The sequence below is a fragment of the Acinetobacter sp. UBA801 genome (assembly GCA_002296655.1).
Taxonomy (GTDB): Bacteria; Pseudomonadota; Gammaproteobacteria; order Pseudomonadales; family Moraxellaceae; genus Acinetobacter.
In genome coordinates, this window is sequence record DBIN01000026.1 from 28,659 (window position 1) to 52,534 (window position 23,876).

Genomic DNA, 23,876 nt, shown 5'->3' on the forward strand with positions numbered 1-23,876 from the left:
TCGAATCGCGGACGACCCACCATTTTCCGAAAGGATCACGTAAAAGTACACTACACTCTTGCGTCATAAAAATGGTCATCATCATTTTTACTCATTTGGGTCGTTAGCTCAGTCGGTAGAGCAGCGGACTTTTAATCCGTTGGTCCCGCGTTCGAATCGCGGACGACCCACCATTCCTTCAAAGAAATCTTTAAATTATCAGTCATCACAGTACTGTTCTGTGGATCATGCTGTTTCTCATTTTATTATAAAATTCCCGCATTTCGCGCTATTTGACTAACACTCTTATCCACCATACTTTGCTCAATTCAGTTGTGGAAGATCTGCCATCATTAATAAATCATGCTTTACACACATCCCGAATAAAAACTTGATGCAAAAAAAGCCCAAAAGTTTCTCACTAATGGGCTAAGAATTGAGTTGAATCAATAATTAACTTGCTCTGATTAAATGATAATTTTGCGAAGGTAAGGGATTGGTTTTAAAGTATTCACGGTTGTTTTCTGTCGCAATCGAAATTTTGTTTTTATCCATAATTAAATTATGGTCTTGATCAATATTATAGTAAAAGATCACCCCAGAAGCGCGTGCCACCACAATTTGATGCGCTTCTTCATCATAGAACCATAAATCTTTGCGGTATTTTTTTTCATTGTCGTAACTGATTTGCCCCGCATTGACAAAAATACGATGCGCTGTCCCATCAGGCAATAAGGTCAGAATATAATCGACTGTTCCGCGTTCACACATAACAAACTTATCTTCACAGCTGATCTGAGTGGTATAGCGTCCCACATAAGACAGATGATTCTCGGGAATATGATGTTCTGTTGCAACCGTTTGCATGGGTGCAGTGGCCTGCCCTGCCACTTCCGTTAGTCTTTTAGTTTCTGCCTGTTCTGTATATTTTTGCCCTGCAGCTTGCTCAAGTTGTGATCCATCACATCCAAGTAATAGCATACCGCTCAGCACAGAGACTACACAAATATATGGTTTAGCCAATGACACACTTTCCCTTAAAAATTGAAGCTTTTAGTCGTACTCAAATCAGCTACAGGTAACGTTGAATCTATGTTCAACTCATTCCTTAATGTTGAAATATCATCTAAAACCACCACCGACTTCTAGTGAATATTTTAGGGGGATGCTGCTTTAATCAACACCTTAAGTTACATAACTTTACCAATTGCTTGCGGCTAGATACTTTAAAAATTTAACAACAACACCATCTTTATTTTATATACAAATGATGTGCGACAAGCCTAACATCAGCCTGTATTCATTTTGAATTTTAGATCTCTTAAGGAGAATTGAATGACCAATGTTGGTTTATATCGCTCAAACCGCTCAAATATGATTGCTGGGGTCATGGGTGGTATTGCTGAACGTTTTGGTTGGAACGCAAATTTACTGCGCTTAATTTTTGTGATTGTTTCAGTGATGAGCGCTGCCTTTCCTGGCATTTTGGTGTATTTGGTGTTGTGGTTGGTGATTCCTAAACAAAACCAGTCGAGTAAAGCAAACTATACTCAGGGCTACACAAGACCTGTGCGCACAATCAATCCTCATCAAGACCGATAAACGGTCTTGAAATTTTACTGACTGACCACATTTATATCATCAGATTGAAATACATTTGAATTTCTTTTTCGCTACGATTGCTCCCCCAAGCATCGTAGCTTTTTTTTGCCTTTCAGCCTGCTGTGTATTTTAGAATGTCACAGCATTTCGGTGTTTTCAGAATTGACGTGTTTTGAATACACATCGAAAATGTGAGTCCATCAATTCGTCTTTACAACAAGTTGCTGATTCAATACTGCAATCATATCGGCACGGCTAATGATCCCCACTAAACGCTGTTGCTCGACCACAGGAATATAATTAAAAGAACGCTCAACAAAATAAGGCACTAAATCCTGAATACTTTGTTGCGGTTGTACCGTAACGACCTGTCGTAACATAATATGTTTAACTTGATGCTGCCAGCGATAAGGTAAATCGGTCACGTGTTTAAACCATTCCACCACTTCATACAATGCCAAAGTTCCGACCAAATGATGTGCATCATCCACCACAGGCAAACTCATTAAATTCATGTGTTTGAATTTTTCTAAAGCACTGTGAATATCATCATCTTGATGCAAACTGACCACATCTTTACTCATAATATCGGCACAAGTCAGTGTTTGAGTTTGTCGTTCACTGGCTTTGTGCTGCGCTTCTAAAATGATTTTTTGCAGATCGTATTCACTAATATCCAAAAGCTGAGTTTGTTCATCTAACACATCCTGAATATCTTTCGGCTGAATGGTGGCTTTTTGGGTCGGTGTCGGGTCTTGAGAACGTGTATTCAATTGTGATTTTTGTGGGTACGGTTTGCCAATCATGCGGTTAAATGCAATTGCAATGAGCATCAGTAGCACAGAATTGAGTAAAACAGGATAAAAAACAAAATGATAACCTAATTCACGTACAGCCTCTCCGCCCAGTACTGCAGTAATTGCGACTGCCCCACTCGGTGGATGCAGCGAATCGGTCGTCATCATCAAGAAAATAGATAAAGCCACCGCCACACTAAAGGCTTCGGTTAAATTTGGAATATATAAAGCACAGCTCACGCCCATAATTGCTGCAATGCTGTTCCCAACTACAATATTCCACGGCTGCGCCAAAGGACTGGCAGGCACAGCAAACAATAATACCGAAGATGCGCCCATTGGCGCGATATACCATGCATTAATATCGCCCAATACCCACCAACTGATCAGTGAAGATAGTGCTAAACCTAGCAACGCTCCCAACCCACACAACAACCTTTCTTTCAAAGGCAAAACTTTGAAATTTGGTTTAAGCGTATTTAGCCAGTCTAGTTGCGAATGAAACACGGGCAGACAATCCTGTGGTGACAATTGAGCAAGATTATAAGACAATCAAGGAATAAGATGTATTTGTTTTATATCTTTTATTTATCAGTGAATTTGTAAAACCCCAAACAACCAGCAGCTAGTTATGCTTTAACCTTTGCCAGCACCCCGCAAAATCCTTATAATTGAACACAATTTTTCTCTAATTTTAAGTGGATGACCATGAGTCGCGCCATATCGCATATTGATACCTTTCAAGGCTTAATTCTTGCCTTACAAAACTACTGGGCGGAGCAAGGCTGCGTCGTTTTACAACCTTACGATATGGAAATGGGAGCAGGTACATTCCACACTGCAACTTTCCTACGTGCTTTAGGTCCAGAAACATGGAACGCGGCGTATGTACAACCATCTCGTCGTCCTAAAGATGGTCGTTATGGAGAAAACCCGAACCGCCTACAACACTACTACCAATTCCAAGTAGTGCTTAAGCCAAACCCTGACAACATCCAACAGTTGTATCTTGACTCACTTAAAGCGATCGGAATTGATCCTTTAGTTCACGATATTCGCTTTGTAGAAGATAACTGGGAATCTCCAACACTTGGCGCGTGGGGCTTAGGTTGGGAAGTATGGCTAAATGGCATGGAAGTGACACAATTCACTTACTTCCAACAAGTGGGTGGTGTTGAGTGCTACCCTGTAACAGGTGAAATCACATACGGTCTTGAACGTTTGGCAATGTACCTACAAGGTGTCGATTCAGTTTACGATCTTGTTTGGACCAAAGGTCAATTTGGTACAGTCACTTATGGTGATGTATTCCATCAAAACGAAGTTGAGCAATCAACCTATAACTTCGAATACGCACCAGTCGACAAAATGTTTGAATTATTTGACTTCTATGAAGCTGAAGCATCTCGTTTAATTGCTGCAGAATTACCATTACCAGCTTATGAGCAAGTGATTAAAGCATCTCACTGCTTTAACTTGCTCGATGCACGCGGTGCAATTTCTGTGACTGAGCGTCAGCGTTATATTTTACGTGTTCGTACTTTGGCACGTTCTATTGCACAAAGTTATGTGGCTGCACGTGCAAAATTAGGCTTCCCAATGGCTGAACCGCATTTACGGGATGAAGTCTTGGCACAATTAAAAGCACAGGTTGAAGCGGAAGCAAAAGAAGCCAACAAGGAGAGCAAATAATGTCTAAACATACCGTTTTGTTCGAATTGGGTTGTGAAGAACTTCCACCAAAAAGCTTAAAAAAATTGCGTGATGCGCTACAAGCAGAAACCGTAAAAGGTTTAAATGATGCTGGTCTGGCTTTCGACTCAATCGAAGCGTATGCAGCACCACGTCGTCTGGCATTGAAAATTATCAATGTAGATGGTGCTCAAGCAGATACTCAAAAACGTTTTGACGGCCCTGCTGTTCAAGCTGCTTATGATGCTGAAGGTAAGCCAACCAAAGCACTTGAAGGCTTTATGCGCGGTCAAGGCATTACTGTAGATCAAGTATCTACATTTCAAGCAGGTAAAGTTGAGAAAGTATGCTTCTTGAAAGATGTCAAAGGTCAAAGCCTTGATGCTTTACTGCCACAAATTTTACAGACAGCATTAGATAACCTTCCAATTGCAAAACGTATGCGTTCTGCGGCAAGCCGTACTGAATTCGTGCGTCCTGTGAAATGGGTGGTGTTGCTGAAAGATGATCAAGTGATTGAAGCAACGATTCAAGATCATCAGGCAGCGAATGTAACCTATGGTCACCGCTTCCATGCCCCTGAAGCAATCACACTACAACACGCCAATGACTATTTAGATGCGTTACGTGCTGCTAAAGTCATTGCTTCTTTTGAAGAACGTCAGGCTATTATCGACCAACAAGTAAAAGCGTTGGCAGATGAGGTTAATGCAATTGCGATTGTACCAAGCGACCTACGTGACGAAGTCACTGCACTGGTTGAATGGCCGGTAGCTTTACGTGCCAGCTTTGAAGAACGCTTCCTTGCCGTTCCTCAAGAAGCCCTGATCACTACCATGCAGGATAACCAGAAGTATTTCTGTTTGGTGAATGCTGAAAACAAATTACAGCCTTACTTCATTACCGTTTCAAACATTGAGTCTAAAGATCCGACTCAAATTATTGAAGGTAATGAGAAAGTGGTTCGTCCACGTCTGTCAGATGCTGAGTTCTTCTTCCTGCAAGATCAGAAACAGCCATTAGCTTCTCGTAAAGAGAAACTGGCCAACATGGTATTCCAGGCACAACTGGGTACTTTGTGGAACAAGTCTGAACGTATTGCTAAACTGGCTGTTGCCTTGGCGCCAATTACGGGTGCAAATCCGCAAGATGCAGAAAAAGCTGCTTTACTTGCAAAATGTGACTTAACCTCTGAATTGGTGGGCGAATTCCCAGAACTTCAAGGAATCGCGGGAACTTACTACGCGCGTCTTGAAGGTGAAAATGACGAAGTTGCCGAAGCTTTAGGTGAGCAGTATTTACCTAAGTTTGCGGGTGATGTGCTTCCACAAACTAAAACAGGAACAACCATTGCTCTTGCAGACCGTTTAGACACACTCACGGGTATTTTCGGTATTGGTCAGGCGCCGACAGGTTCTAAAGACCCGTTTGCGCTGCGTCGTTCCGCAATTGGTATTTTACGTCTAGTGACTGAAAACGAGCTTGATGTATCAATTGAAGAGCTGATCAAGCTGGCATTGGCTGCTTATGGCAATGTATTGAAAGATCACGACAAGACTTTGGCAGATGCTGTTGCATTCCTTGAAGGTCGTTACCGTGCCAAATACGAAGATCAAGGCGTTGCGGTAGATGTGATTCAAGCCGTTCAAGCGTTATCACCAAAATCTCCACTAGATTTTGATAAGCGTGTAAATGCGGTAAATCACTTCCGTGCATTGCCTGAAGCGGCTGCATTGGCTGCTGCGAACAAACGTGTTGCCAACATTTTAGCCAAAGAAACCGCGCCTGAAGGTGCTGTGGTTGAAGCAAACTTGGTGGAAGATGCAGAAAAAGCATTATTCGCTGAACTTGCAAAAATCACACCTGTGGTTGAACCATTATTGGCAGCAAAAGACTACACCACTGCACTTTCTCAATTGGCTGCATTACGTGCGCCTATTGATGCTTTCTTTGACAGTGTCATGGTGATGGCTGATGATGCAGAGTTGAAAGCCAACCGTTTACGTTTACTGGCACAGTTACGTGATTTGTTTACACGTGTTGCAGATGTAAGTGTGTTGCAGCACTAAAGTCTTAATTGCTTGTAAGTTAAAAGAAACCCCGCTATTTTGATAGTGGGGTTTTTTACATATTGATGAAATGAAATTATCACAACCACAAAAAGTCGCGGAATTTTTAAAAGCACATCCAACTCAAAAATTCACTGCTAGAGAAATTGCTCTAGGGATAACAAAGCTTTATCCAAATGACTACCTAGAAAAAAGAAGCAACTCACGATTTTCGAATGAAGAAGATTTTTTAAATCAAGTTATTGCTGAAATAGGTGCACATAAAAAAGCAATCCTGAAAATCGAGCCAAAAATTCAAATGCAAGACAAGCCTAGACCGCGCTTGTATTGGTTTGAACAAAATAACATCCCCTTACCTGATATAGATAATTCAGAAAATATTCCTCTCGATGATGAGCAAGAAGTAGTATCTACTCCAACGTATAAAGTACTCTCAGAACATGATTTATATCCTGTTCTCATCGAATATTTGTCTAAAGAGCTAAACCTCTATAGCCTGAGAATTGATGAAAAAAAGTCTTCAAATAATCGAGGACAAAATGGTAATCAATGGTTACACCCTGATATTGTTGCTATACAGCCAATTGATAAAAAGTGGCATGAACTAGTGAAGACCTGCGTTAAACATGGTTCAGGTCAGAATGTTCGCCTTTGGTCATTCGAGGTAAAAAAAGAACTAAATAACTCAAATATTAGAAGTAGCTTTTTCCAAGCTGTTAGTAATTCAAGTTGGGCAAATGAAGGATATTTAGTTGCGACCTCAATTTCTACCAATGAAATTGAAGAAGAACTGCGTATGCTTTCAGCTTTACATGGTATAGGTGTAATTTTACTCAATCCAGAAAATCCCACTGAAAGTGAAATCTTACTTCCTGCTCGCCGAAGACTCGAAGTGGATTGGCAATCAATAAATCGAATTTTAAATGAAAATTCAGACTTTAAAAATTTTATCGAATTGGTCTCAATTTATTACCAAACTGGCCGTATTCGCATACAAGATTGGAATCGTTAATCACTGAGCTATAGTCATTTTCCAACTGATTCCCTATACTCAACCTAACAACACTCAACAAGAAAACGAGCTTATGAAACTTAAAACACTCATTTTATCGGGTTTAACTTGCCTTTCTCTTAGTGCGTGTACTTCTGCACCTGTCATTCCACAGCTCACAGCAGGTGTTTTACAAGAAGTGAAAAACATTGAAGTTTACCCAGATACTGTCAACAACAGTGCCAAACTCACAAAATTTATTGATAAATGCGTGATCGAATTTACAGGCACACTGCAAGCAGGTCGCTCTATTGAACAATGGGCATTTAAAGGCAATAGCTTAATCTCAGCAGGTTCTGCAACCTTTGCACAAAATGGAACCAGCACTGCAGAGAATTTTGACTTACACGATGCAACCGTGCAAAAAAACTTCATTACCTTGCGCAGTCACTTCCATAAAGATGCGCTTGCACAATGCAACTAAACTAAAAACATCCTAGAATGTATCTTGATGTAGCAAGATTGTTGGACTTTCAATATATATGCAGCATCTCTTGATATTTCAAACTAAGATGATACAAGCAGTGTAGCCATTGTTGCCCTGCTTTAAAAACTCTCCAGAGTAACAAGACCCACAATTTTATGTGGGTCTTCTTCTTTAAGCCTAAAATGCTACCATCGTTTTAAACACTGTAAATTACACCTAAAAATAGATCATACTTGCGAAAAAAAACACTGCAGATCATCTAAGCTTTATACAATGCAGTACATTCAATTCAAAAACCTTTCAACGACCAGAATTCGGCATCCTAAGAGGCACAGCACAATGAAAAAGATCAATGGCAGCATTTGTATTGGACTATTAATCAGTAGTGCTTCGGTGTGGGCACAAAATAGTGATGCGCAAACTCAAAGCAATAAACCCATTCAGCCTTATGCAGACAATCCAAACCTTTTGCATGTTTGGGCATACAAAACTCAGGAAGGTTTGATTCAAACTGCACAAAAAGTTGGTGAAGTAACCAAAAAAGGCATTGAAAAAATTCGTCCATCCGCACATCAAGCTTTAGACAACGCCAAGCAATTGAGCAGTCAGGGTGCGGCGCAAGCCAAGCATACAGGGCAGCGATTAGCTGACAATGTAAATACTAAAATTCAGGAAACCAAAGAAGTGATTACAGGTCAAAGTGATCATGCCGTGCCTATCTATCAAGCACCATTAAGCGCCCCTTCGCAGCATGTAGCCCCTGCAGCGACCACTGCCGCACCTACTCAGGAAGCACAGACGCAGGCTGCGCCAAGTACAGAGTCTGAAGAAGAAATTAAAGTGATCAAGCTATAATTTTTTTGATTTATTGGTTACTAGAAAAGCACAAAAACAACTCAGCGCAAATAAAAAAGCCTGCATTTAATCTGCAGGCTTATTCATATGATAGCGTATCGATTTTTGAATTTGTCGGAATACATATGTGCCTAATCCTAACAATACCAACAAACCCAAAGCGAAAAATAGATAAGCCTTCGGCTCAGGCGCATCTGCAAATAAAGTCGCAGATAAAATTAAACTAGACAGCAAAACAAGTACAGCAGGCATCAACAACTTGGTCATACATACTACCCTTGGAATGATCAGCAAAAGCATGTTTTAAGATCATCTTAGCCCAATGGCAAAACAATACAAGTGTCTAAAATTTAGACCATCTAAATCATGGATCAAATTTTGCAGCTTACTGTTCCAGTTCTAAGGTAAATTTGGCAGTATCTGGCAAATTTTCTACAAAATCATTGCCACCGAACTCATCGCTGCTCAAGTTCAAATCTTTATAGCTCAACACAAAATAGTCGCTATATTTTTTCAATATCAAGGGGTGCATGCCTGCAGTAAGTGCATCTTGTTCCTTGCATAGTTTCATAACATGACGATCATTCATACTAATCAAATAGCGCTCATCATTCAGATAAATTTGCACCAATCCACTACCCTTTGCGTAAATCGGAATCAGGAATTTATGATTTAAGGCAATCGCATTTGCAGCATAGCTCTCAATTTTTTGGCTGATGATGTTAAACACCAAACCATGACCAAAATGGTCGAGCAAGACATTACGATTTTCATACGGCAGCTGAATTTGTAAGCCAAGTTTGTTTAAATCGTGCTGATCGACCTGTTTATTACTCAGCAAGGAGCGGATCAGGTTTTGTTTCAACTTGGCATCAAAGAAGTTACTGTCTAGCTGTAAATTATTGTATTTTAAAATACGACCTAAAGACCAACGATGGTTCGGCAAGACATTTTCAATCACTTTACGATAGTAAAACTTGCTATTCTTTTTCACCTTGCGAATTTTTTGGTAAAAGAACGGCGCATCAAAAGGATGCGTTAAAAAGTCATTCAGCAATTCAGAGTTGGCTAAAATCGCAATCGCATCATGACCTGTAAATGGTAAATGCAAAGTATGTAAATGCGGAATTAAAGGCTGAATTTTTAAATAATGCCCACGATCTTCAGGATAATATTGGTCATAAACCACAATATATTCACGCTGTGCCGATACATCTTGCGCTTGAATGCGCATATTGGCATTTAAGTCTGCCTGATAAAACATGTTATAACGTGGGTCGTGAATATCTTCAGGGTCAATTGAATACTGCGGTACTAGAGCCACAATGCGGTTTAAATCCAGCAAATTGGAATATTTAATTGCCGCATAGCCGCCCATTGAGCCGCCATAGCCCACGCGAATTTTAAACGGGGCAATCAGGTCTTGAATGGCTGCCAACATGGCACGCATAGATGCTTCAGGAAACCATGATTTTTCCTTAGGCATGACCCCAATCACATTAAAATGAAACTTTTCCAGTGATTTTTCAGCATTAATAGACGTTCCTTTGGCTCGTGTAATTAAATCGCCAAAAGAAAAAATCAGCTCCTGAGATGAGCCTTTCATGAAAATAGCGCGGATATGTCCGTCTTCAAAAATTATGTGTTTGTCCATTCCCACACCGGCGCCAAGGCGCTGAAGTAAACTGTTACTTTATTTAACCTTGAATACACTGTACACAAGTTCAAAAGTGAATATGTTATTTTATAGATGCACAGCAGATTAAAAATCGCAAAATATGACACAATCTCTACACCCTGCCGCACAACAAGGCTTTGCTTTAGGGGCAAACCTATATCAACAAGTTCGCCCCAGTTACCCGCAAGAAATTGATATTTTCCTACAAGATCAGCTCCAAGTTCCACTGAATAGCAATATGGTAGACCTAGGTTCTGGTACAGGAAAGTTCCTGCCACATTTGCTCAAACTGACAACCCAGCTTATAGCGGTAGATCCGATTGCCAGCATGTTAGCCGAATTAAAGCAACTTTACCCGCGAGTTGCGACAATTCAGGCACGAAGTGAGCAATTACCGCTCCCCGACCAGTGTGCAGATTTGGTGAGCTGTGCGCAATCTTTTCATTGGTTTGCCAATCTACAAAGTTTAAAGGAAATACACCGAATCTTAAAACCTCAAGGTTATTTGCTGTTAATTTGGAATCAACGTGATATTTCGGTTAATTGGGTTAATGCACTGGCACAGATGATTTTGCCTTTTGAGGGCGATACCCCGCGTTTTCACAACCAAGACTGGCGTCAGGTATTTGCCGATACAGATTTATTCCAACTCACCCACGAGCAGCAATTTCATCACACGCATGTCGGTACAGTCGAACAAGTAGTATCCAAGCGTTTGCTTTCGACCAGTTTCATTGCTGCGATGCCAACCGAACAGCAACAACAACTCAAAACACAATTTGAGCAATTAGTATTAGAATATACAAATAAGTATGCGCAAGATGAAATTGAATTTCCCTATTGCACGCATTTGTATGTCTATCAAAAAAGTTGAATATGACTGGAGCGAATAAATGCAAATAACCTTTAAACACATGATTGCTCCCTTAACAATTTGTTTGGCTTTCACCCTCAGCGCCTGTGAGCGCAGCAAGATAGAAAATGCAGACAAACTCAGTCCTGAAGATCAAATCATGCAAACTCAGGTCGAGCAAGCCGCGCTTCAGCCCTTTGAGATGACTGCGGATGACCCACATGACATTCAATTGCTAATGGATTATGAACAACGCCATGAGCAAATGAGCAATGATTTGGAAGATGAGTTAGCACGCTTGCATGAAAACAAACAACTCGATGCTGCATTTGCTAAAAATCGCCTACAGGACAACATTCAATCTGCCTTAAGCATGCTCAAGGAACTAGATTTAAAGACACCACAAGGGCGTTATATTCAAGGCTTAATGAGTCATTATTGGGAACAGCAAGCACAATATCTGGCAGCTCAAAACACTACTTCTGCACCTTATCCTGTCAGTAAAGCACAACGTCAACAAGGTTTAGCAGACTTGTTACAGGCGCAGCAACAACTGGAACATTGGCGCGGGCAATATCCACAACTGGATCAATAACGTATTTTTAGGGACGCTGCTGTAAATATTGATGCACCCCTTCCGCGGCAGCACGACCTGTCGCAAAACAGGCTGTCAGCAAATAGCCGCCCGTTGGTGCATCCCAATCCAGCATCTCACCACAAAGAAAAACGTGAGGATTAGAATTTAATTGTAATTGTGCAGACAAAACCTCGCGCTTGACCCCACCCGCACAGCTAATAGCTTCTTCAATAGGGCGAAACCCCTTCAAAGGCACCATTAAGTTTTTAATCTGCTGCGCCAATTGCATAGGCTGCTGCCAAAGAGCTTTATCCACCAACTCACGCACGACTGCAGACTTCACGGCATCCAAACCCGCCTTACGCCAAATATTGCTTAAAGACTGTTTTTTTGAAGGTTGCAACTTTTGACAAAGTTGCTCAATGCTTAAATCGGGCAATAAATCTAGGTGTAGCTGCATCGGTTGATGTGCAAGCTGCAACTGTCGCAACGCTCGCCCTTGCTTATAAATTAAGCCACTTTCCAAACCATAATGGCTAATCACAATATCGCCCATGCTTGGTTCAGTACCTTTCACCCATGCTTGCACACGTTTTAATGGTTGCCCAAAAACTGGCTGCATATAGTTAGACCAATCACACTCCACCCCTGTATTACTGGCTTGAAAAGGCCGAATTTCATTGGCAGATAACCAATGCTGCCATGCACCATCGCTGCCTAATTTCGACCACGACACTGCCCCACATGCCATCACAATGGCGACAAACTGCTGTTGTTCCACTTGCCCTGTACTTAGATTTTGAATGACGAGTTGATTGTTATGTAAATCACATACCTGGTGCCGATAATGAAACTGCACACCTGCATCCACTAAGCGTTTTAACCATGCGCGCAGCAAAGGTGCAGCTTTCATTTCTTGTGGAAAAATCCGCCCCGATGAACCTACATAAGACTGAATACCTAAACCCTGCATCCAGTTTTGAATCCAAGCGGCATCCCATTGTCGAATCCACGGCGCCAACCATTCCGCCTGATCATAACGTTGAATAAATTGTGCAATTGGTTCGGCATGTGAAATATTCAGACCCGTTTTACCTGCCATCAAAAACTTGCGCGCCGCCGAAGGTTTCTGCTCATAAACATGCACATCATAGTCAAACTGACTCAGCACTTCGGCAGCCATTAAACCTGCTGGCCCTGCTCCTATAATTGCAATGCGCTGTTTCATGCCTGTTTACTCAGTTTCAAGTGAGTCTTCAGGCACTTTCGCCTCAACTGCAGGAGGTGTTAAAGTTGGCTGCTGTCCTTGCAAAGGCTGAAAATCATCAAAACGGGTTGTATAAGCGGCTGGCTTGCTGATCTGCAATTCCTGACAACGCTCGCCACGTGCTAAATATTTGATTTCAAAGTGAGTGCGTGCTGAATCTACTGGAACATCCTGCTGAATAAATGGCAATTTCCACACTTCGATCAGCTGTTGCTGGGCTTCTGCAATATATTCAGGAATATTACTTACTAAGGTAATACTGCCGCCTGCTTTTAAGCGTGACAATAAAAACTCAAAAAATGGCATATTCAACCAACGCTGGGTGGCATTATGCGGTTCTGGGTTCGGATATAAAATAAAGAATTGCTCAACTTGAGCAGGAAATAAAGCATGTACAATCCATGGAATTGCATCGGCATGTACTATTTGCAAGTTACGCTGACCTTCAAGTTGATGCTGTTTTTGCATCGCCACAAATTTTTCACGGGTACGCTCAATCGCAATTAATTTTTTATCGGGATATTGTCCACTAAATAATAAAGCATGCTTGCCTTTTCCCGCACCAATTTCAACACAAACCGATTCATTGGCAATGGCTTGAAAATCACGAGGGGCATGCATACGCTGGGCTTGAAATTGACGAATTGGCATAATCAGATCAAACTTATAAAATTCGGCACAAGTCTACCAAGTCAGGTGCTATTTGCCTAATCCAATCCTGCATTTTTCATAGGAGTTCAGCATGCCTCGTACTTTCCCTTGCCCACGTTGTGGCGAAGCTACACAATGGGAAGACAATCCTTTTCGTCCATTTTGTTCCGAGCGTTGCAAACTGATTGATTTAGGCGCATGGGCAAGTGATGAATATCGTTTACCCACCCAAGATGCTCCACAAGCAGAAAATTCTGAGGAATAGAATCAAACAATTACTCTGCTTAAAGAGTAAAAGTACACCTAAATTTCAGCTCAAAATTCCGTTGGGAAATACAACTACTTTCATGAAAAATTTCACATTTTTGTTAATCAATTGTTCAAAATTTTATTGCTTAATCATGGCTTAAAAAAGACGAGTTACACACTATAATCGTGACGCGTGTAGAACACACGCCATTGAATAAAAAATTAAGCAAAAACAAAATTTTAGGAACACAACACCATGGAAGCATTCCTTAAAGGAATTTTAATGCTGAGTATTTTACTCGCCACCAGCAGCTCGGGTTTAGGTCTTTACACACATGATCTTTTAATGCTCAGTGTTGGCATTTTACTCACTTTCTTTGCCATGCTATTTGCTCTTGAAAGCAGACAGTCTTAGAAAAACGATTGTGCAAATAAAAAAAGTCAGTACACACTGACTTTTAGCTGATCTTTTACTATTAAATCACAGCACAAGACCTAACCTGCTTGCCCCGCCACAAACGGGTTGTGCTGTTTTTCAAATCCAATAGTACTGATGGGACCATGCCCAGAAATAAACTGAGTGTCATCTGGTAAACTAAAACATTCGCGCTGAATTGAATCTAGCAATTGTTGATGATTGCCACGTGGAAAATCGGTGCGCCCAATTGAGCCTTTAAATAGCACATCACCTGTCCACAAGATGCCATATTTTGCATTATAAAACATCACATGCCCTGGGGTATGCCCAGGCGCATAACGCACTTCAAAGCTTTCTTGCCCCAATTGCAGCACTTCACCACCTTCTAACCACTGTGTAACCGTGACTTGTTCAGGGATAGGAAAACCATAACGCGCAGACACTTCTTGCAGTTGATCTAACCAAAATGCATCTTCTTTTTGTGGACCAATCACAGGAACATTCCAGTGATGTTGCAATGTGCCCACAGCACCCGCATGGTCTAGATGCCCATGAGTTAGCCACAAAGCTTTCACCGTTAAACCCAACGCTTCAATTTCAGCTTTCAATTTTTCAGGCTCGCCGCCTGCATCAATCAAAATCGCTTCTTTGCTTTCTGCATCCCACACAATCGAGCAGTTTTGCTGAAAAGCAGTGACTGGAATAATTTTGACTTGCAACATGATGGCGAACCTCAAAAATTAATGGCTTAGGTTAAGCTTTACAGCATCAAGATTAGCTTGAAGTAAATGCTTGAGCAAATCCAAATGATCGGCACGGGTATTCAATGCAGGAATGTAGGCATATTCTTTGCCACCTGCTTGCAAAAATAATTCTGCATTTTGAATCGCCAATTCTTCTAGGGTTTCTAGACAATCTGCAGAAAAAGCAGGGCTCATAATTTGCACCGACTTCACGCCCTGCTGTCCCCATTCTTCAAGTAACACATCGGTATAGGGTTTGACCCATTCCTGTTTACCAAAACGTGACTGGAAGCTAATCGCCCATTGTTCATCATTTAAATTTAAGGCATCGGCAAGCAATTTTGCTGTAATCCGACAACGCTCTGCATACGGATCACCCTTATCGGCATAAGGCTGTGGAATGCCATGAAACGACATCAACAGTTTTTCTGCCATACCATGCTCGGCTTGAAACTCACGCACACTCTGCGCTAAAGCCTGAATGTATAAAGGATGTTGATAATAATCACGAATGATGGATAAGCCCGGCAAATTACGCTGCTGTGGCACCCATTTGGCAACGGCATCATATAAAGGCGCAGTCGAAGTTGCTGAATATTGTGGAAATAAAGGGAACAAAATCACATGATCTTGAGGATTTTGACTCAAAGCTGCCAAAGCCTGTTGAATACCCGGATTGCCATAGGTCATTACTGGCACAATATTCAATTCAAACTCAGGATATAGCGGCAATAACTGCTGTTTTAAGGCATCAACCTGTTGTAACAAAATTTCACGCATCGGTGAATCTTGTTGCCAGACCATGGCATAAGCATGCGCAACACGCTTAGGACGAAATGGCAAAATGAATAAATTTAAAATGATTTGCCAAATCGGTTTGGGAATTTCAATCACCCGTTGATCAGATAAAAACTGCTTTAAAAAACGGCGAACTCCCGCTGCAGTCGGTTCATCAGGCGTACCTAAATTGGCTAAAAGAACGGTTATTTTGGGTTTTTCTGTAGACAACATCCAGCCCTCGTGTCTGATGATTGAACCCGACTACTTTAACAGTTTTTTACTCTGTATTGAGAGTCAATACGGTGTTTTAAATGAATTCACCCGATCGGTATCTAGCAAATTGCTCTCTAAAAGTTTTTGCGCTTTTGCTGTAGTTTGCCACAACATCCGCTGACGATCATCACGCCCCGCTTGCACAATCCAGTCATTTTGACACATTTGCATTTTAATCTCATGCAAAGCTCGAATATTGATTTGAGCACGTGCAACCGCATGCGCACGCGGCATGATCCGACGCGCATCATCCAAACCTGTTTCATTCAAATATTCATTCATACGTTTAGAAAAATATTCTTCAGGAGTCGGATGAATAAAAGTATTACCTAAAATTGCTAACAACTGCGCCCAGGTTAAGCTTCGCTCAACTTTCAGCTCTCTAAAGTTACCATCCTGATACGCATGCATGCGATATTCAAAACGATATGATTCATTCATCGACACTTTAGACAGGCTTAGAAATGGGTCTGCTTGACGCTGTCCCACATCAGTTTCTAGCTGACTTAACTTACTTTTTAAACGCTCAATTTCATCATGCAAGGCTTGCGTATTTTGCGGACGTACCCAACCAGGCGTCGGATAACGCTCCAACATTTGCGACATATTAAAGCGGACAGCAAGCTCTAAATCACGTAGAGTGCGGTAGCAAAATACCTGATCGACTTCTTGTTGTAATAATGTACGAAACTCTTTGAATTTTTTGCGTAATTCAGGTTTTTCATCATGTAAAGCTGGATCTCGTGAATCTGGGTCTTCGTGCATAAATACAATGATCGGCTTTTGCTTGGTGAATGCATAAATATACTCTAAATGCATATAACCCACGCCCGACACCGATTGCTCACCGTACTGGCTGCCCAATAGAATCACCACATAATCACAATCATCGATTTGACGGCGTGCAAACGCAGTGCTAAGTGGGGTGCGTTTTTCTAACCCCCACGAAAAAAAACCCATTCCTACCAATGTTTGTGCCAAGACCACTCTTTCTGGCTGCATATCTGCCCCAGAAGTCGAGATAAAGACCTGATAGCGCTTATCCAGCATTGGTTTCCTCTCCTATTGCCATTACAAGTCAGTCACCGTCTACTTGTAATGCCTTTCCCCAATTGTAAAAAAATAATCTTAAATTCAGTCCACAGTACTCACATTTGCGACACTCCAAGAAATATTGCCTGGAATAAGATGCTGCAACACGGGTTTTAATTGTTCTGCATTGTTCCCGCTGACATAACACGCGATTTGTAATGTATCTGCCACACTTTGGTCAAATAATAACTCACTTTTAATTAAAATGCGGGAAGTTTGACGCGCAACGGCAATTCCTGAGTCAATTAATGTCAGTTTCTGACCAAAAATGGACTCAATCGCAGGTTTTAGGAAAGGATAATGGGTACAGCCGAGTACCAAATAGTCCGCACCCTGATCGACCACAGGTTGCAAACTATGCTGTAAGGAACTTAAACACGCCTCACTCATTTGCGCACCTTGCTCAACAAAAGGCACTAAATCTAGATTGGTGACTTTCAAGACTCGAACTTGAGCAGGAATCGCAAAACGCTGCATCACATCTTTAATGAGTTGTCCACGAAAAGTGGCAGGTGTCGCAAGTACAGCCACTGTTTTGGTTTGGCTATTTAATACAGCAGGCTTTAAAGCAGGCACTAAACCAATAATGGGAAAATCTTCGCCGTAATGATCGCGCAGATAATCTAGACTGAAAGCGGAAGCTGTATTACACGCCACGACTGCAACTTTACACCCTTGTCGATATAACCATTCGATTGCGGCTGCAGTGAGTTCCCGAATATTTTGATCATCGCGTGGGCCGTACGGCACGTGCGCTGTATCGGCATAATACACAATGCTTTCATTAGGCAAATATTCTGCAATTTCAATAGCAACCGACAAGCCTCCTATGCCCGAATCAAAAATACCAATTGGCGCACTGGCTTGTGCTTTTGGCATAGCTTGATTTAAAGGAGAAACAGGATGAATGGCTGTCATAGCAAGAGATTCAGCAATACAAAATAGAATGAATAAAGCTTAAACCTCAGCTGCTTAAATGCAAGTGCAAATCACCACTTTTCAACGATAAAATCGTTTCGCCCTGCGCATTATCACTCAGCTCGCCCAATTCCACCAAGTGTAAAAAAGCCGCACGCTGAATCAGGGCATTAATACCAAAACGCACATGCACATAAGGTCGCAGCTCACCCGCATATTCACGCATAAAAATAGGATGTTTTGCATCGACAATCACAATATCCTGATGCGTGCTGGTGAGTTGAATATAATTTTGCTGTCCGATTTCGACCATATCAACCTGATTGATGAATAAAGGCTCATCTTCTACCTGAATTTCAATTTGTTCCACGGGAGTTTTTAGATAAAACTTGCCCTGCTCTTTCCATAACACACTAGAAAACAGATCAACCAATGCCTGTCGTTTGATCAATTGACCTTCGTGCCACCATTCTCCATTGGCTTTGACCAGCAAATCCATTGCCCCACAATGCTTTGGATGCCATTGCTCCAGAGGAGGGATTGATCTTTTGTGACCTGACTGTCCAGTTTTTATATATTGTGCAATGTGCATTAAATTTTTATTATCAGCCGTAGCTACATTTTCTGTCGGTTTGATTGAATTGTCGTCATGCTTCATGCTGCAGTACCTTACTGACGGAAAAATAATACGATTCAGCCAATTGGCTAAGACTCGGTTTAAAACTATACTAGCTCACAATACTTACCCATACTGTAAAAGACACGATTAAATTTGTGTCTGGCAACTAAAAATACTCATGGCAGCACCGTTGCTTGATGCGGTTGCCACCTTCAATTATATGAGGAGTCCTACATGGAACACATCGAACGTGAATCGATGGAGTTTGACGTAGTCATCGTAGGCGCAGGCCCTGCGGGTCTTTCTGCTGCGATCAAAATTCGTCAACTTGCAATTGAAAACAATTTAAATGATCTGTCCGTTTGTGTGGTCGAAAAAGGCTCTGAAGTTGGTGCGCATATCCTTTCTGGTGCTGTGCTCGAACCGCGTGCGATCAATGAGTTATTCCCTAACTGGAAAGAAGAAGGTGCGCCTTTAAATGTGCCTGTGACTGAAGATAAAACTTTCTTCTTGATGTCACCTGAAAAAGCCCAGCAAGCACCGCATTGGATGGTACCTAAAACCATGCATAACGATGGTAACTACGTGATCTCGCTAGGCAACGTGGTGCGTTGGTTAGGTCAAAAAGCCGAAGAATTAGAAGTTTCTATTTTCCCTGGCTTTGCGGCATCTGAAATTCTGTACCATGCCGATGGTACGGTTAAAGGTATCCAAACCGGTGACATGGGCATTGGTAAAGATGGCGAGCCAACGCATAACTTCACACCGGGTTATGAATTACATGCCAAATACACCATTTTTGCAGAGGGCTGCCGTGGTCATTTAGGTAAGCGTTTAATCCAACAATTTAATTTGGATAAAGATGCCGATCCACAACACTACGGGATTGGTATTAAAGAACTTTGGGAAATTGACCCTGCAAAACACAAACCAGGTTTGGTGATGCACGGTGCAGGCTGGCCATTAAGTGAAACAGGTTCTTCAGGCGGTTGGTGGTTATACCACGCAGAAAACAACCAAGTCACTTTGGGTATGATTGTGGACTTGTCTTATACCAACCCACATATGTATCCATTTATGGAAATGCAGCGTTGGAAAACCCACCCTCTAATTAAACAGTATCTAGAAGGCGGCAAGCGTATTTCTTATGGTGCGCGTGCTGTGACCAAAGGTGGCTTTAACTCATTACCAAAATTCACTTTCCCAGGTGGTTCTTTAATTGGTGATGATGCAGGCTTCTTAAACTTTGCCAAAATCAAAGGCTCACATACTGCCATGAAGTCTGGCATGCTTTGCGGTGAAGCGGTATTTGAAGCGATTGCTGCAGGTGTCGCAAAAGGCGGTGACTTGGCGATTGCTCGTGTAACTGAAGGCGAAGATTTCTTTGTGAAAGAGCTAACGGCATACACTGAAAAATTCAACAACAGCTGGCTGAAAGAAGAACTTTATAGCGCGCGTAACTTTGGTCCTGCAATGCATAAGTTTGGTCAATGGATGGGTGGTGCATTCAACTTTATCGACCAGAATGTGTTTAAAGTACCGTTTACCTTGCATGATTTAGTGCCTGATTTCAGCGCACTCAAAACTGTAGATGCAACCAGCTTTAAACCGAACTATCCAAAACCAGATGGCAAGCTGACTTTTGACCGTTTATCTTCAGTGTTCGTATCGAATACCGTACATGAAGAAAATCAGCCAGCGCACTTAAAGCTAACTGATGCCTCTATTCCAGTGAACGTAAACTTGCCGAAATGGGATGAGCCTGCACAGCGCTACTGCCCTGCGGGTGTTTATGAAATCATGGAAAATGATGATGGTTCAAAACGCTTCCAAATTAACGCAGCCAACTGTGTTCACTGTAAGACCTGTGACATCAAAGACCCATCACAAAACATCACTTGGGTAACACCTGAGGGGGGTGGTGGTCCGAACTACCCGAATATGTAATTTGGATAGATCTTGCGTAAACTCATATCCAAATATGTAATTGCGAATTGTAATTAAAAACAAAAAAGCAGTGCCTCGGCACTGTTTTTTTTCCCAATAGAATCTATGTATTGTTATATAAATAGGGTCGGTTGATCACGTAAAAAGGCAAACAAGGACGAAATCAAACCCGCTCCGATGCAGCTCTCGAATGCTGCTTAATGATTAAATCCTTATTCCGCCTGTCTTTACCTATGGTCACAGGCTTTGCACAAAGTCTGATTAAACTCTGCACATTAAATTGCACAGCGCCAGATTACACCACGCTTTGTTAGGTCGACCACTTACCCAAGTTACGCCTTAAATTGGGTTCAATTCGGGGGACTTTGCCTTTCCAATCTTTGTGCAACAAAGCCATGGTGTGCTAAAAATGCTGAGGCTGATTTTTGCCTATTCGCCTTTTTTCACCAAATAATGAAATTCTTTATTACCCTGCTCATCCAAGCGTTCTTCTTGCAATAACAATTCATGCCCCAAATGCATACAAAATTTTGGAATATCCCAAGACGTCGAATTGTCAGTTGCAAATACTTCAACCACATCGCCAGACTTAGATTTGCGAATGGCTTGATGCAACATCATCACAGGTTCAGGGCAACGCAAACCGCGAGTATTCAGTTGAATGCTAGGTGTGACAGGAAGTTCAGACATGCACAGACTCGGTATTAAAACATCGCGCTAGTTTAGCATAAAGCGCAGCCTTGTTTTATCTGTTCCCAATACGCAAAGCAGCACACCTGCGTGACGTAATTGCCGTCATTTTCTACCAAGATTAGCAATAGACAACTGTATTTTCTAAGGTATGATTAAGCTAAGTTTTTTTGATATAAAGAGTCTTTAGGAAAGATCATGCACGAGGAATCAGGCCCATCGTGGGGTATGCGTGGCCTAAGAAAATGGTTAGGCACAGCACCAGAAACCCGCGATGAATTGCTAAAATTAGTACAAGATTCACGTCGTTTTTTAGAACCCGATACGGTGGCAATGCTCGAAGGTGTTCTAGATTTACCTGCCACCAAAATCCGTGAAGTCATGACCCCACGTACCACGATGATTAGCTTACAGGAAGATGATGAGCTACTCGATATTTTGCATGTACTGGTCGAGTCGGCACATTCACGTTTTCCTGTGTTCTCATCTGATCAACCCGACAACGTGGTGGGGATTTTATTAGCCAAAGACTTATTGCCTTTACTGACCGAACAAAGCCCCAAAGTTGATATTCGTGCCTTAATGCGTCAGCCGTTATTTGTGCCTGAAAGTGCTCGTTCAGACCAAGTATTGCGTATGCTCAAAAACACCCAAACACATATTGCAGTAGTGATTGATGAGTATGGCACCACTTCGGGCTTGGTTACTTTAGAAGATATTTTGGAAGAAATTGTCGGTGAAATTGAAGATGAACACGACAATATTGACGAAGAAGCAGAATACATCATCCCCGATAACGATCCAACAACTGCAAATACTTGGTTAGTACAAGCACTTACACCAATCGAACATTTTAATAATGTTTTAGATGCAGATTTTTCTGACGATGAAGTAGAAACTGTCGGCGGTTTATTGCTTCAAGAAATTGGTTTGGTAAGTGATTTGCAAGGGCAAGTGATTGTGATTGGCAACTGGGAATTCACCATTCTTGAAGCAGATGCCCGCACTATTCATCTGATTCGAGCCGTACGTCAATGAGGACTTTTTTTTCCAAGCTGTCTAATCCTGCAGAACATCAACAACTACCCTTAATTTATCCATTAATCATTGCTCTATTGGCTGGTGCAGTGTTTAGTTTGGCACTTGCTCCCTATCATTATTGGTGGATTGCCTTACTTTCTCCGGCTTTGCTGTATGCGACCTTAAGCAAACGCACCCCGAAACAGGCCTTTTTGATTGGTTGGTCTTATGGGATTGGTCTGTGGTTTGTCGGGGCTTTTTGGCTCTATACCTCTATTCACGTCTATGGCGACACCAATGCCCTTTTGAGCGTACTAATGATTGTCATTATGGCGCTGTTAATGGGGTTATTTACTGCCATACAAACTTGGTTGTATCGTCGGTTTTTCCCTGAAACACCACTGACTTTTGCACCGCTATGGGTGTTTTTTGAATGGGCAAAAACTTGGGTCTTTACAGGTTTTCCGTGGCTGTTTGCAGGTTATGCCTTCACTGAACGCTTTTTGGATAGCTATGCACCACTGTTTGGTATTTTTGGAGTGTCTTTTGTGGTCATTCTACTGGCCTGTGCACTGGTTGAAGTCCTCAAAAAACGTATCTTCTGGCTCATTCCATCGGCAATTTTACTCTTGGGTGCATGGGGGGCAGCACAGCTCAGTTTTGTAACTGCAAAATCTGAAAAGCCACTCTCGGTTTCTCTGATTCAAGGTAACATCCCTCAAGACTTAAAATGGCTCACCGAATACCAAATCAAGACCTTGGAAATTTATACCCGCTTAACCCGAACTGAATGGGGACGCGATATTATTGTCTGGCCTGAATCATCCATTCCAATGCTCCAGACCGATATTCAACCGTTTTTGGATGCCATGAAAACACAGGCTGAAAAAACGGGCAGTTCGTGGGTGACAGGTATTCCGTATTGGGACTTGCCTGAATCACAAGTGCAGCAACATCCAATGTATTACAACAGCATTATGGCAACGGGAGATGCGGCAGAAGGCTTATATAAAAAGCAGCGTCTGGTGCCTTTTGGCGAATATATTCCGCTTTCAGGTTTACTCAGCTGGGTATTGCCTGCGATGCAAAATGACCCCTCCATGAGTGGCTTCTCACGTGGCGCATCTGAGCAAAAACCACTTGCAATTAAGCAGCATCATTTAGGGGCAGCCATTTGTTATGAGGTGGCTTATCCAAACCTGACCCGTCGCAATGCTAGCCAAAGTGACTTTTTGGTAACGGTGTCCAATGATGCTTGGTTTACGGGTACTGCAGGGCCGTTGCAACATTTGCAAATGGTGCAAATGCGTGCCAAAGAAAATGGACGTTGGTTTATTCGTGCCACCAATACAGGTGTGACCGCATTTATTGACCATCATGGACATATTGTCAAACAAGCGCCAATGGATCAGGAGTTTGTGCTGCGTGGTGATCTGCCTGCCATGCAAGGTCAAACACTGTACACTCAACTCAGCGATTGGCCTGTGCTGATTTTTTCATTGCTGTTGTTAGTTCTAGGGTGGATATATCGACCACGTCAGGTTGACGTATCGTTTAAATCACGTCGCTAATTGTGCTGTTCAATCGTGGTTAGAAACGACCATCCATAAAAAAACCGAGCATTAACTG

Annotated in this window: 25 protein-coding genes, 1 tRNA gene and 1 pseudogene; 15 read left to right on the forward strand and 12 right to left on the reverse strand. The window is 41.9% G+C overall.

Going from position 1 to position 23,876, the window contains the following annotated elements:
- The first annotated feature begins 97 nt into the window (after positions 1-97).
- A tRNA-Lys gene (locus B2W49_RS04870) sits at positions 98-173 on the forward strand.
- 259 nt (positions 174-432) lie between these two features.
- Here the strand turns inward: B2W49_RS04870 and B2W49_RS04875 are convergent.
- The gene (locus tag B2W49_RS04875) at positions 433-1,002 is read right to left on the reverse strand and encodes a hypothetical protein (protein WP_291335063.1); all 570 of its coding nucleotides are present in this window, start codon (positions 1,000-1,002) and stop codon (positions 433-435) included.
- 312 nt (positions 1,003-1,314) lie between these two features.
- On the opposite strand from B2W49_RS04875, the gene B2W49_RS04880 reads away from it, so the two are divergent.
- On the forward strand, positions 1,315-1,581 hold the full coding sequence (locus B2W49_RS04880; protein WP_291335065.1) for a PspC domain-containing protein: 267 nt from the start codon (positions 1,315-1,317) through the stop codon (positions 1,579-1,581).
- A 200-nt stretch (positions 1,582-1,781) separates the two neighbouring features.
- Here the strand turns inward: B2W49_RS04880 and B2W49_RS04885 are convergent, their stop codons facing one another.
- On the reverse strand, positions 1,782-2,885 hold the full coding sequence (locus tag B2W49_RS04885; protein ID WP_291335067.1) for an HPP family protein: 1,104 nt from the start codon (positions 2,883-2,885) through the stop codon (positions 1,782-1,784).
- Positions 2,886-3,086: 201 nt separating this feature from the next.
- Here B2W49_RS04885 and glyQ point away from each other — a divergent pair, with 201 nt between their 5' ends.
- From glyQ to B2W49_RS04910, 5 genes are all read left to right on the forward strand, one after another.
- Positions 3,087-4,070 carry a glycine--tRNA ligase subunit alpha gene (glyQ, locus tag B2W49_RS04890; RefSeq protein ID WP_291335069.1) on the forward strand — a complete coding sequence of 328 codons (984 nt, stop codon included), beginning with the start codon at positions 3,087-3,089 and terminating at the stop codon, positions 4,068-4,070.
- On the forward strand, positions 4,070-6,139 hold the full coding sequence (gene glyS, locus B2W49_RS04895) for a glycine--tRNA ligase subunit beta (RefSeq protein ID WP_291335071.1): 2,070 nt from the start codon (positions 4,070-4,072) through the stop codon (positions 6,137-6,139). Before glyQ ends, glyS begins: the two co-directional genes overlap by 1 nt.
- A 70-nt stretch (positions 6,140-6,209) precedes the next feature.
- A complete protein-coding gene (locus B2W49_RS04900; RefSeq protein ID WP_291335073.1) occupies positions 6,210-7,151 on the forward strand; it encodes a COG2958 family protein in 942 nt (313 codons plus the stop codon).
- Between the two features lie 73 nt (positions 7,152-7,224).
- Positions 7,225-7,614, forward strand: coding sequence for a hypothetical protein (locus tag B2W49_RS04905; protein ID WP_291335075.1), 390 nt, complete (start codon positions 7,225-7,227; stop codon positions 7,612-7,614).
- Between the two features lie 342 nt (positions 7,615-7,956).
- Positions 7,957-8,472 (forward strand): hypothetical protein, encoded by a 516-nt coding sequence (locus B2W49_RS04910; RefSeq protein WP_291335077.1) that lies wholly within the window; start codon positions 7,957-7,959, stop codon positions 8,470-8,472.
- Positions 8,473-8,538: 66 nt separating this feature from the next.
- Here the strand turns inward: B2W49_RS04910 and B2W49_RS04915 are convergent, their stop codons facing one another.
- Both B2W49_RS04915 and B2W49_RS04920 read right to left on the reverse strand, forming a co-directional pair.
- On the reverse strand, positions 8,539-8,739 hold the full coding sequence (locus tag B2W49_RS04915; protein WP_291335079.1) for a hypothetical protein: 201 nt from the start codon (positions 8,737-8,739) through the stop codon (positions 8,539-8,541).
- A 118-nt stretch (positions 8,740-8,857) separates the two neighbouring features.
- Positions 8,858-10,126, reverse strand: a complete 1,269-nt coding sequence (locus tag B2W49_RS04920) for a hypothetical protein (protein ID WP_291335081.1) — start codon at positions 10,124-10,126, stop codon at positions 8,858-8,860.
- A gap of 124 nt (positions 10,127-10,250) precedes the next feature.
- Between B2W49_RS04920 and B2W49_RS04925 the strand changes: the two genes are divergently transcribed.
- Together B2W49_RS04925 and B2W49_RS04930 are read left to right on the forward strand one after the other, a co-directional pair.
- On the forward strand, positions 10,251-11,024 hold the full coding sequence (locus B2W49_RS04925) for a class I SAM-dependent methyltransferase (RefSeq protein ID WP_291335083.1): 774 nt from the start codon (positions 10,251-10,253) through the stop codon (positions 11,022-11,024).
- 19 nt (positions 11,025-11,043) lie between these two features.
- Positions 11,044-11,598, forward strand: a complete 555-nt coding sequence (locus tag B2W49_RS04930; protein ID WP_291335085.1) for a hypothetical protein — start codon at positions 11,044-11,046, stop codon at positions 11,596-11,598.
- Between the two features lie 7 nt (positions 11,599-11,605).
- Here B2W49_RS04930 and B2W49_RS04935 read toward each other — a convergent pair whose 3' ends face one another.
- Positions 11,606-12,808: a TIGR03862 family flavoprotein gene (locus B2W49_RS04935; protein ID WP_291335087.1), complete on the reverse strand. Its 1,203-nt coding sequence runs from the start codon at positions 12,806-12,808 to the stop codon at positions 11,606-11,608.
- A gap of 6 nt (positions 12,809-12,814) precedes the next feature.
- Positions 12,815-13,504, reverse strand: a complete 690-nt coding sequence (locus B2W49_RS04940; protein WP_291335165.1) for an rRNA adenine N-6-methyltransferase family protein — start codon at positions 13,502-13,504, stop codon at positions 12,815-12,817.
- Positions 13,505-13,589: 85 nt separating this feature from the next.
- Here B2W49_RS04940 and B2W49_RS04945 point away from each other — a divergent pair, with 85 nt between their 5' ends.
- The gene (locus B2W49_RS04945; RefSeq protein ID WP_291335089.1) at positions 13,590-13,763 is read left to right on the forward strand and encodes a DNA gyrase inhibitor YacG; all 174 of its coding nucleotides are present in this window, start codon (positions 13,590-13,592) and stop codon (positions 13,761-13,763) included.
- 240 nt (positions 13,764-14,003) lie between these two features.
- The gene (locus B2W49_RS04950) at positions 14,004-14,162 is read left to right on the forward strand and encodes a hypothetical protein (protein WP_291335091.1); all 159 of its coding nucleotides are present in this window, start codon (positions 14,004-14,006) and stop codon (positions 14,160-14,162) included.
- 80 nt (positions 14,163-14,242) lie between these two features.
- On the opposite strand, the gene B2W49_RS04955 is transcribed toward B2W49_RS04950, so the two are convergent.
- The 5 genes from B2W49_RS04955 to B2W49_RS04975 all read right to left on the reverse strand — a co-directional run bounded on the left by B2W49_RS04955 (position 14,243) and on the right by B2W49_RS04975 (position 18,629).
- A complete protein-coding gene (locus B2W49_RS04955) occupies positions 14,243-14,887 on the reverse strand; it encodes an MBL fold metallo-hydrolase (protein ID WP_291335093.1) in 645 nt (214 codons plus the stop codon).
- An 18-nt stretch (positions 14,888-14,905) separates the two neighbouring features.
- Positions 14,906-15,919, reverse strand: a complete 1,014-nt coding sequence (gene hemH, locus B2W49_RS04960; RefSeq protein ID WP_291335095.1) for a ferrochelatase — start codon at positions 15,917-15,919, stop codon at positions 14,906-14,908.
- A gap of 63 nt (positions 15,920-15,982) precedes the next feature.
- A complete protein-coding gene (locus B2W49_RS04965) occupies positions 15,983-17,011 on the reverse strand; it encodes a DUF4062 domain-containing protein (RefSeq protein ID WP_291335097.1) in 1,029 nt (342 codons plus the stop codon).
- Positions 17,012-17,095: 84 nt separating this feature from the next.
- Entirely contained in the window at positions 17,096-17,971 is an 876-nt protein-coding gene (gene murI / locus B2W49_RS04970; protein ID WP_291335099.1) for a glutamate racemase, read from the reverse strand.
- A gap of 46 nt (positions 17,972-18,017) precedes the next feature.
- The gene (locus tag B2W49_RS04975) at positions 18,018-18,629 is read right to left on the reverse strand and encodes a DUF1285 domain-containing protein (protein ID WP_291335101.1); all 612 of its coding nucleotides are present in this window, start codon (positions 18,627-18,629) and stop codon (positions 18,018-18,020) included.
- A gap of 195 nt (positions 18,630-18,824) precedes the next feature.
- Here B2W49_RS04975 and B2W49_RS04980 point away from each other — a divergent pair, with 195 nt between their 5' ends.
- Both B2W49_RS04980 and B2W49_RS04985 read left to right on the forward strand, forming a co-directional pair.
- Positions 18,825-20,537: an electron transfer flavoprotein-ubiquinone oxidoreductase gene (locus tag B2W49_RS04980; protein ID WP_291335103.1), complete on the forward strand. Its 1,713-nt coding sequence runs from the start codon at positions 18,825-18,827 to the stop codon at positions 20,535-20,537.
- 143 nt (positions 20,538-20,680) lie between these two features.
- Positions 20,681-20,848, forward strand: a pseudogene (locus tag B2W49_RS04985) (transposase); the annotation flags it as partial.
- Positions 20,849-20,966: 118 nt separating this feature from the next.
- Here B2W49_RS04985 and tusA read toward each other — a convergent pair.
- Positions 20,967-21,227, reverse strand: coding sequence for a sulfurtransferase TusA (gene tusA / locus B2W49_RS04990; RefSeq protein ID WP_070154406.1), 261 nt, complete (start codon positions 21,225-21,227; stop codon positions 20,967-20,969).
- Positions 21,228-21,425: 198 nt separating this feature from the next.
- Here tusA and B2W49_RS04995 point away from each other — a divergent pair, with 198 nt between their 5' ends.
- Complete coding sequence (locus tag B2W49_RS04995; protein ID WP_291335106.1) at positions 21,426-22,265, forward strand: CBS domain-containing protein; 840 nt, start codon at positions 21,426-21,428, stop codon at positions 22,263-22,265.
- Entirely contained in the window at positions 22,262-23,818 is a 1,557-nt protein-coding gene (lnt, locus tag B2W49_RS05000; RefSeq protein ID WP_291335108.1) for an apolipoprotein N-acyltransferase, read from the forward strand. Before B2W49_RS04995 ends, lnt begins: the two co-directional genes overlap by 4 nt.
- Positions 23,819-23,876: the final 58 nt, after the last annotated feature.

Coding starts and splice junctions, on each gene's coding strand:
- B2W49_RS04880 (WP_291335065.1), top strand. CDS start 1,315: ATGACCAATGTTGGTTTATATCGCTCAAACCGCTCAAATATGATTGCT.
- glyQ (WP_291335069.1), top strand. CDS start 3,087: ATGAGTCGCGCCATATCGCATATTGATACCTTTCAAGGCTTAATTCTT.
- glyS (WP_291335071.1), top strand. CDS start 4,070: ATGTCTAAACATACCGTTTTGTTCGAATTGGGTTGTGAAGAACTTCCA.
- B2W49_RS04900 (WP_291335073.1), top strand. CDS start 6,210: ATGAAATTATCACAACCACAAAAAGTCGCGGAATTTTTAAAAGCACAT.
- B2W49_RS04905 (WP_291335075.1), top strand. CDS start 7,225: ATGAAACTTAAAACACTCATTTTATCGGGTTTAACTTGCCTTTCTCTT.
- B2W49_RS04910 (WP_291335077.1), top strand. CDS start 7,957: ATGAAAAAGATCAATGGCAGCATTTGTATTGGACTATTAATCAGTAGT.
- B2W49_RS04915 (WP_291335079.1), bottom strand. CDS start 8,739: ATGACCAAGTTGTTGATGCCTGCTGTACTTGTTTTGCTGTCTAGTTTA.
- B2W49_RS04920 (WP_291335081.1), bottom strand. CDS start 10,126: ATGGACAAACACATAATTTTTGAAGACGGACATATCCGCGCTATTTTC.
- B2W49_RS04925 (WP_291335083.1), top strand. CDS start 10,251: ATGACACAATCTCTACACCCTGCCGCACAACAAGGCTTTGCTTTAGGG.
- B2W49_RS04930 (WP_291335085.1), top strand. CDS start 11,044: ATGCAAATAACCTTTAAACACATGATTGCTCCCTTAACAATTTGTTTG.
- B2W49_RS04935 (WP_291335087.1), bottom strand. CDS start 12,808: ATGAAACAGCGCATTGCAATTATAGGAGCAGGGCCAGCAGGTTTAATG.
- B2W49_RS04945 (WP_291335089.1), top strand. CDS start 13,590: ATGCCTCGTACTTTCCCTTGCCCACGTTGTGGCGAAGCTACACAATGG.
- B2W49_RS04950 (WP_291335091.1), top strand. CDS start 14,004: ATGGAAGCATTCCTTAAAGGAATTTTAATGCTGAGTATTTTACTCGCC.
- B2W49_RS04955 (WP_291335093.1), bottom strand. CDS start 14,887: ATGTTGCAAGTCAAAATTATTCCAGTCACTGCTTTTCAGCAAAACTGC.
- hemH (WP_291335095.1), bottom strand. CDS start 15,919: ATGTTGTCTACAGAAAAACCCAAAATAACCGTTCTTTTAGCCAATTTA.
- B2W49_RS04965 (WP_291335097.1), bottom strand. CDS start 17,011: ATGCTGGATAAGCGCTATCAGGTCTTTATCTCGACTTCTGGGGCAGAT.
- murI (WP_291335099.1), bottom strand. CDS start 17,971: ATGACAGCCATTCATCCTGTTTCTCCTTTAAATCAAGCTATGCCAAAA.
- B2W49_RS04975 (WP_291335101.1), bottom strand. CDS start 18,629: ATGAAGCATGACGACAATTCAATCAAACCGACAGAAAATGTAGCTACG.
- B2W49_RS04980 (WP_291335103.1), top strand. CDS start 18,825: ATGGAACACATCGAACGTGAATCGATGGAGTTTGACGTAGTCATCGTA.
- tusA (WP_070154406.1), bottom strand. CDS start 21,227: ATGTCTGAACTTCCTGTCACACCTAGCATTCAACTGAATACTCGCGGT.
- B2W49_RS04995 (WP_291335106.1), top strand. CDS start 21,426: ATGCACGAGGAATCAGGCCCATCGTGGGGTATGCGTGGCCTAAGAAAA.
- lnt (WP_291335108.1), top strand. CDS start 22,262: ATGAGGACTTTTTTTTCCAAGCTGTCTAATCCTGCAGAACATCAACAA.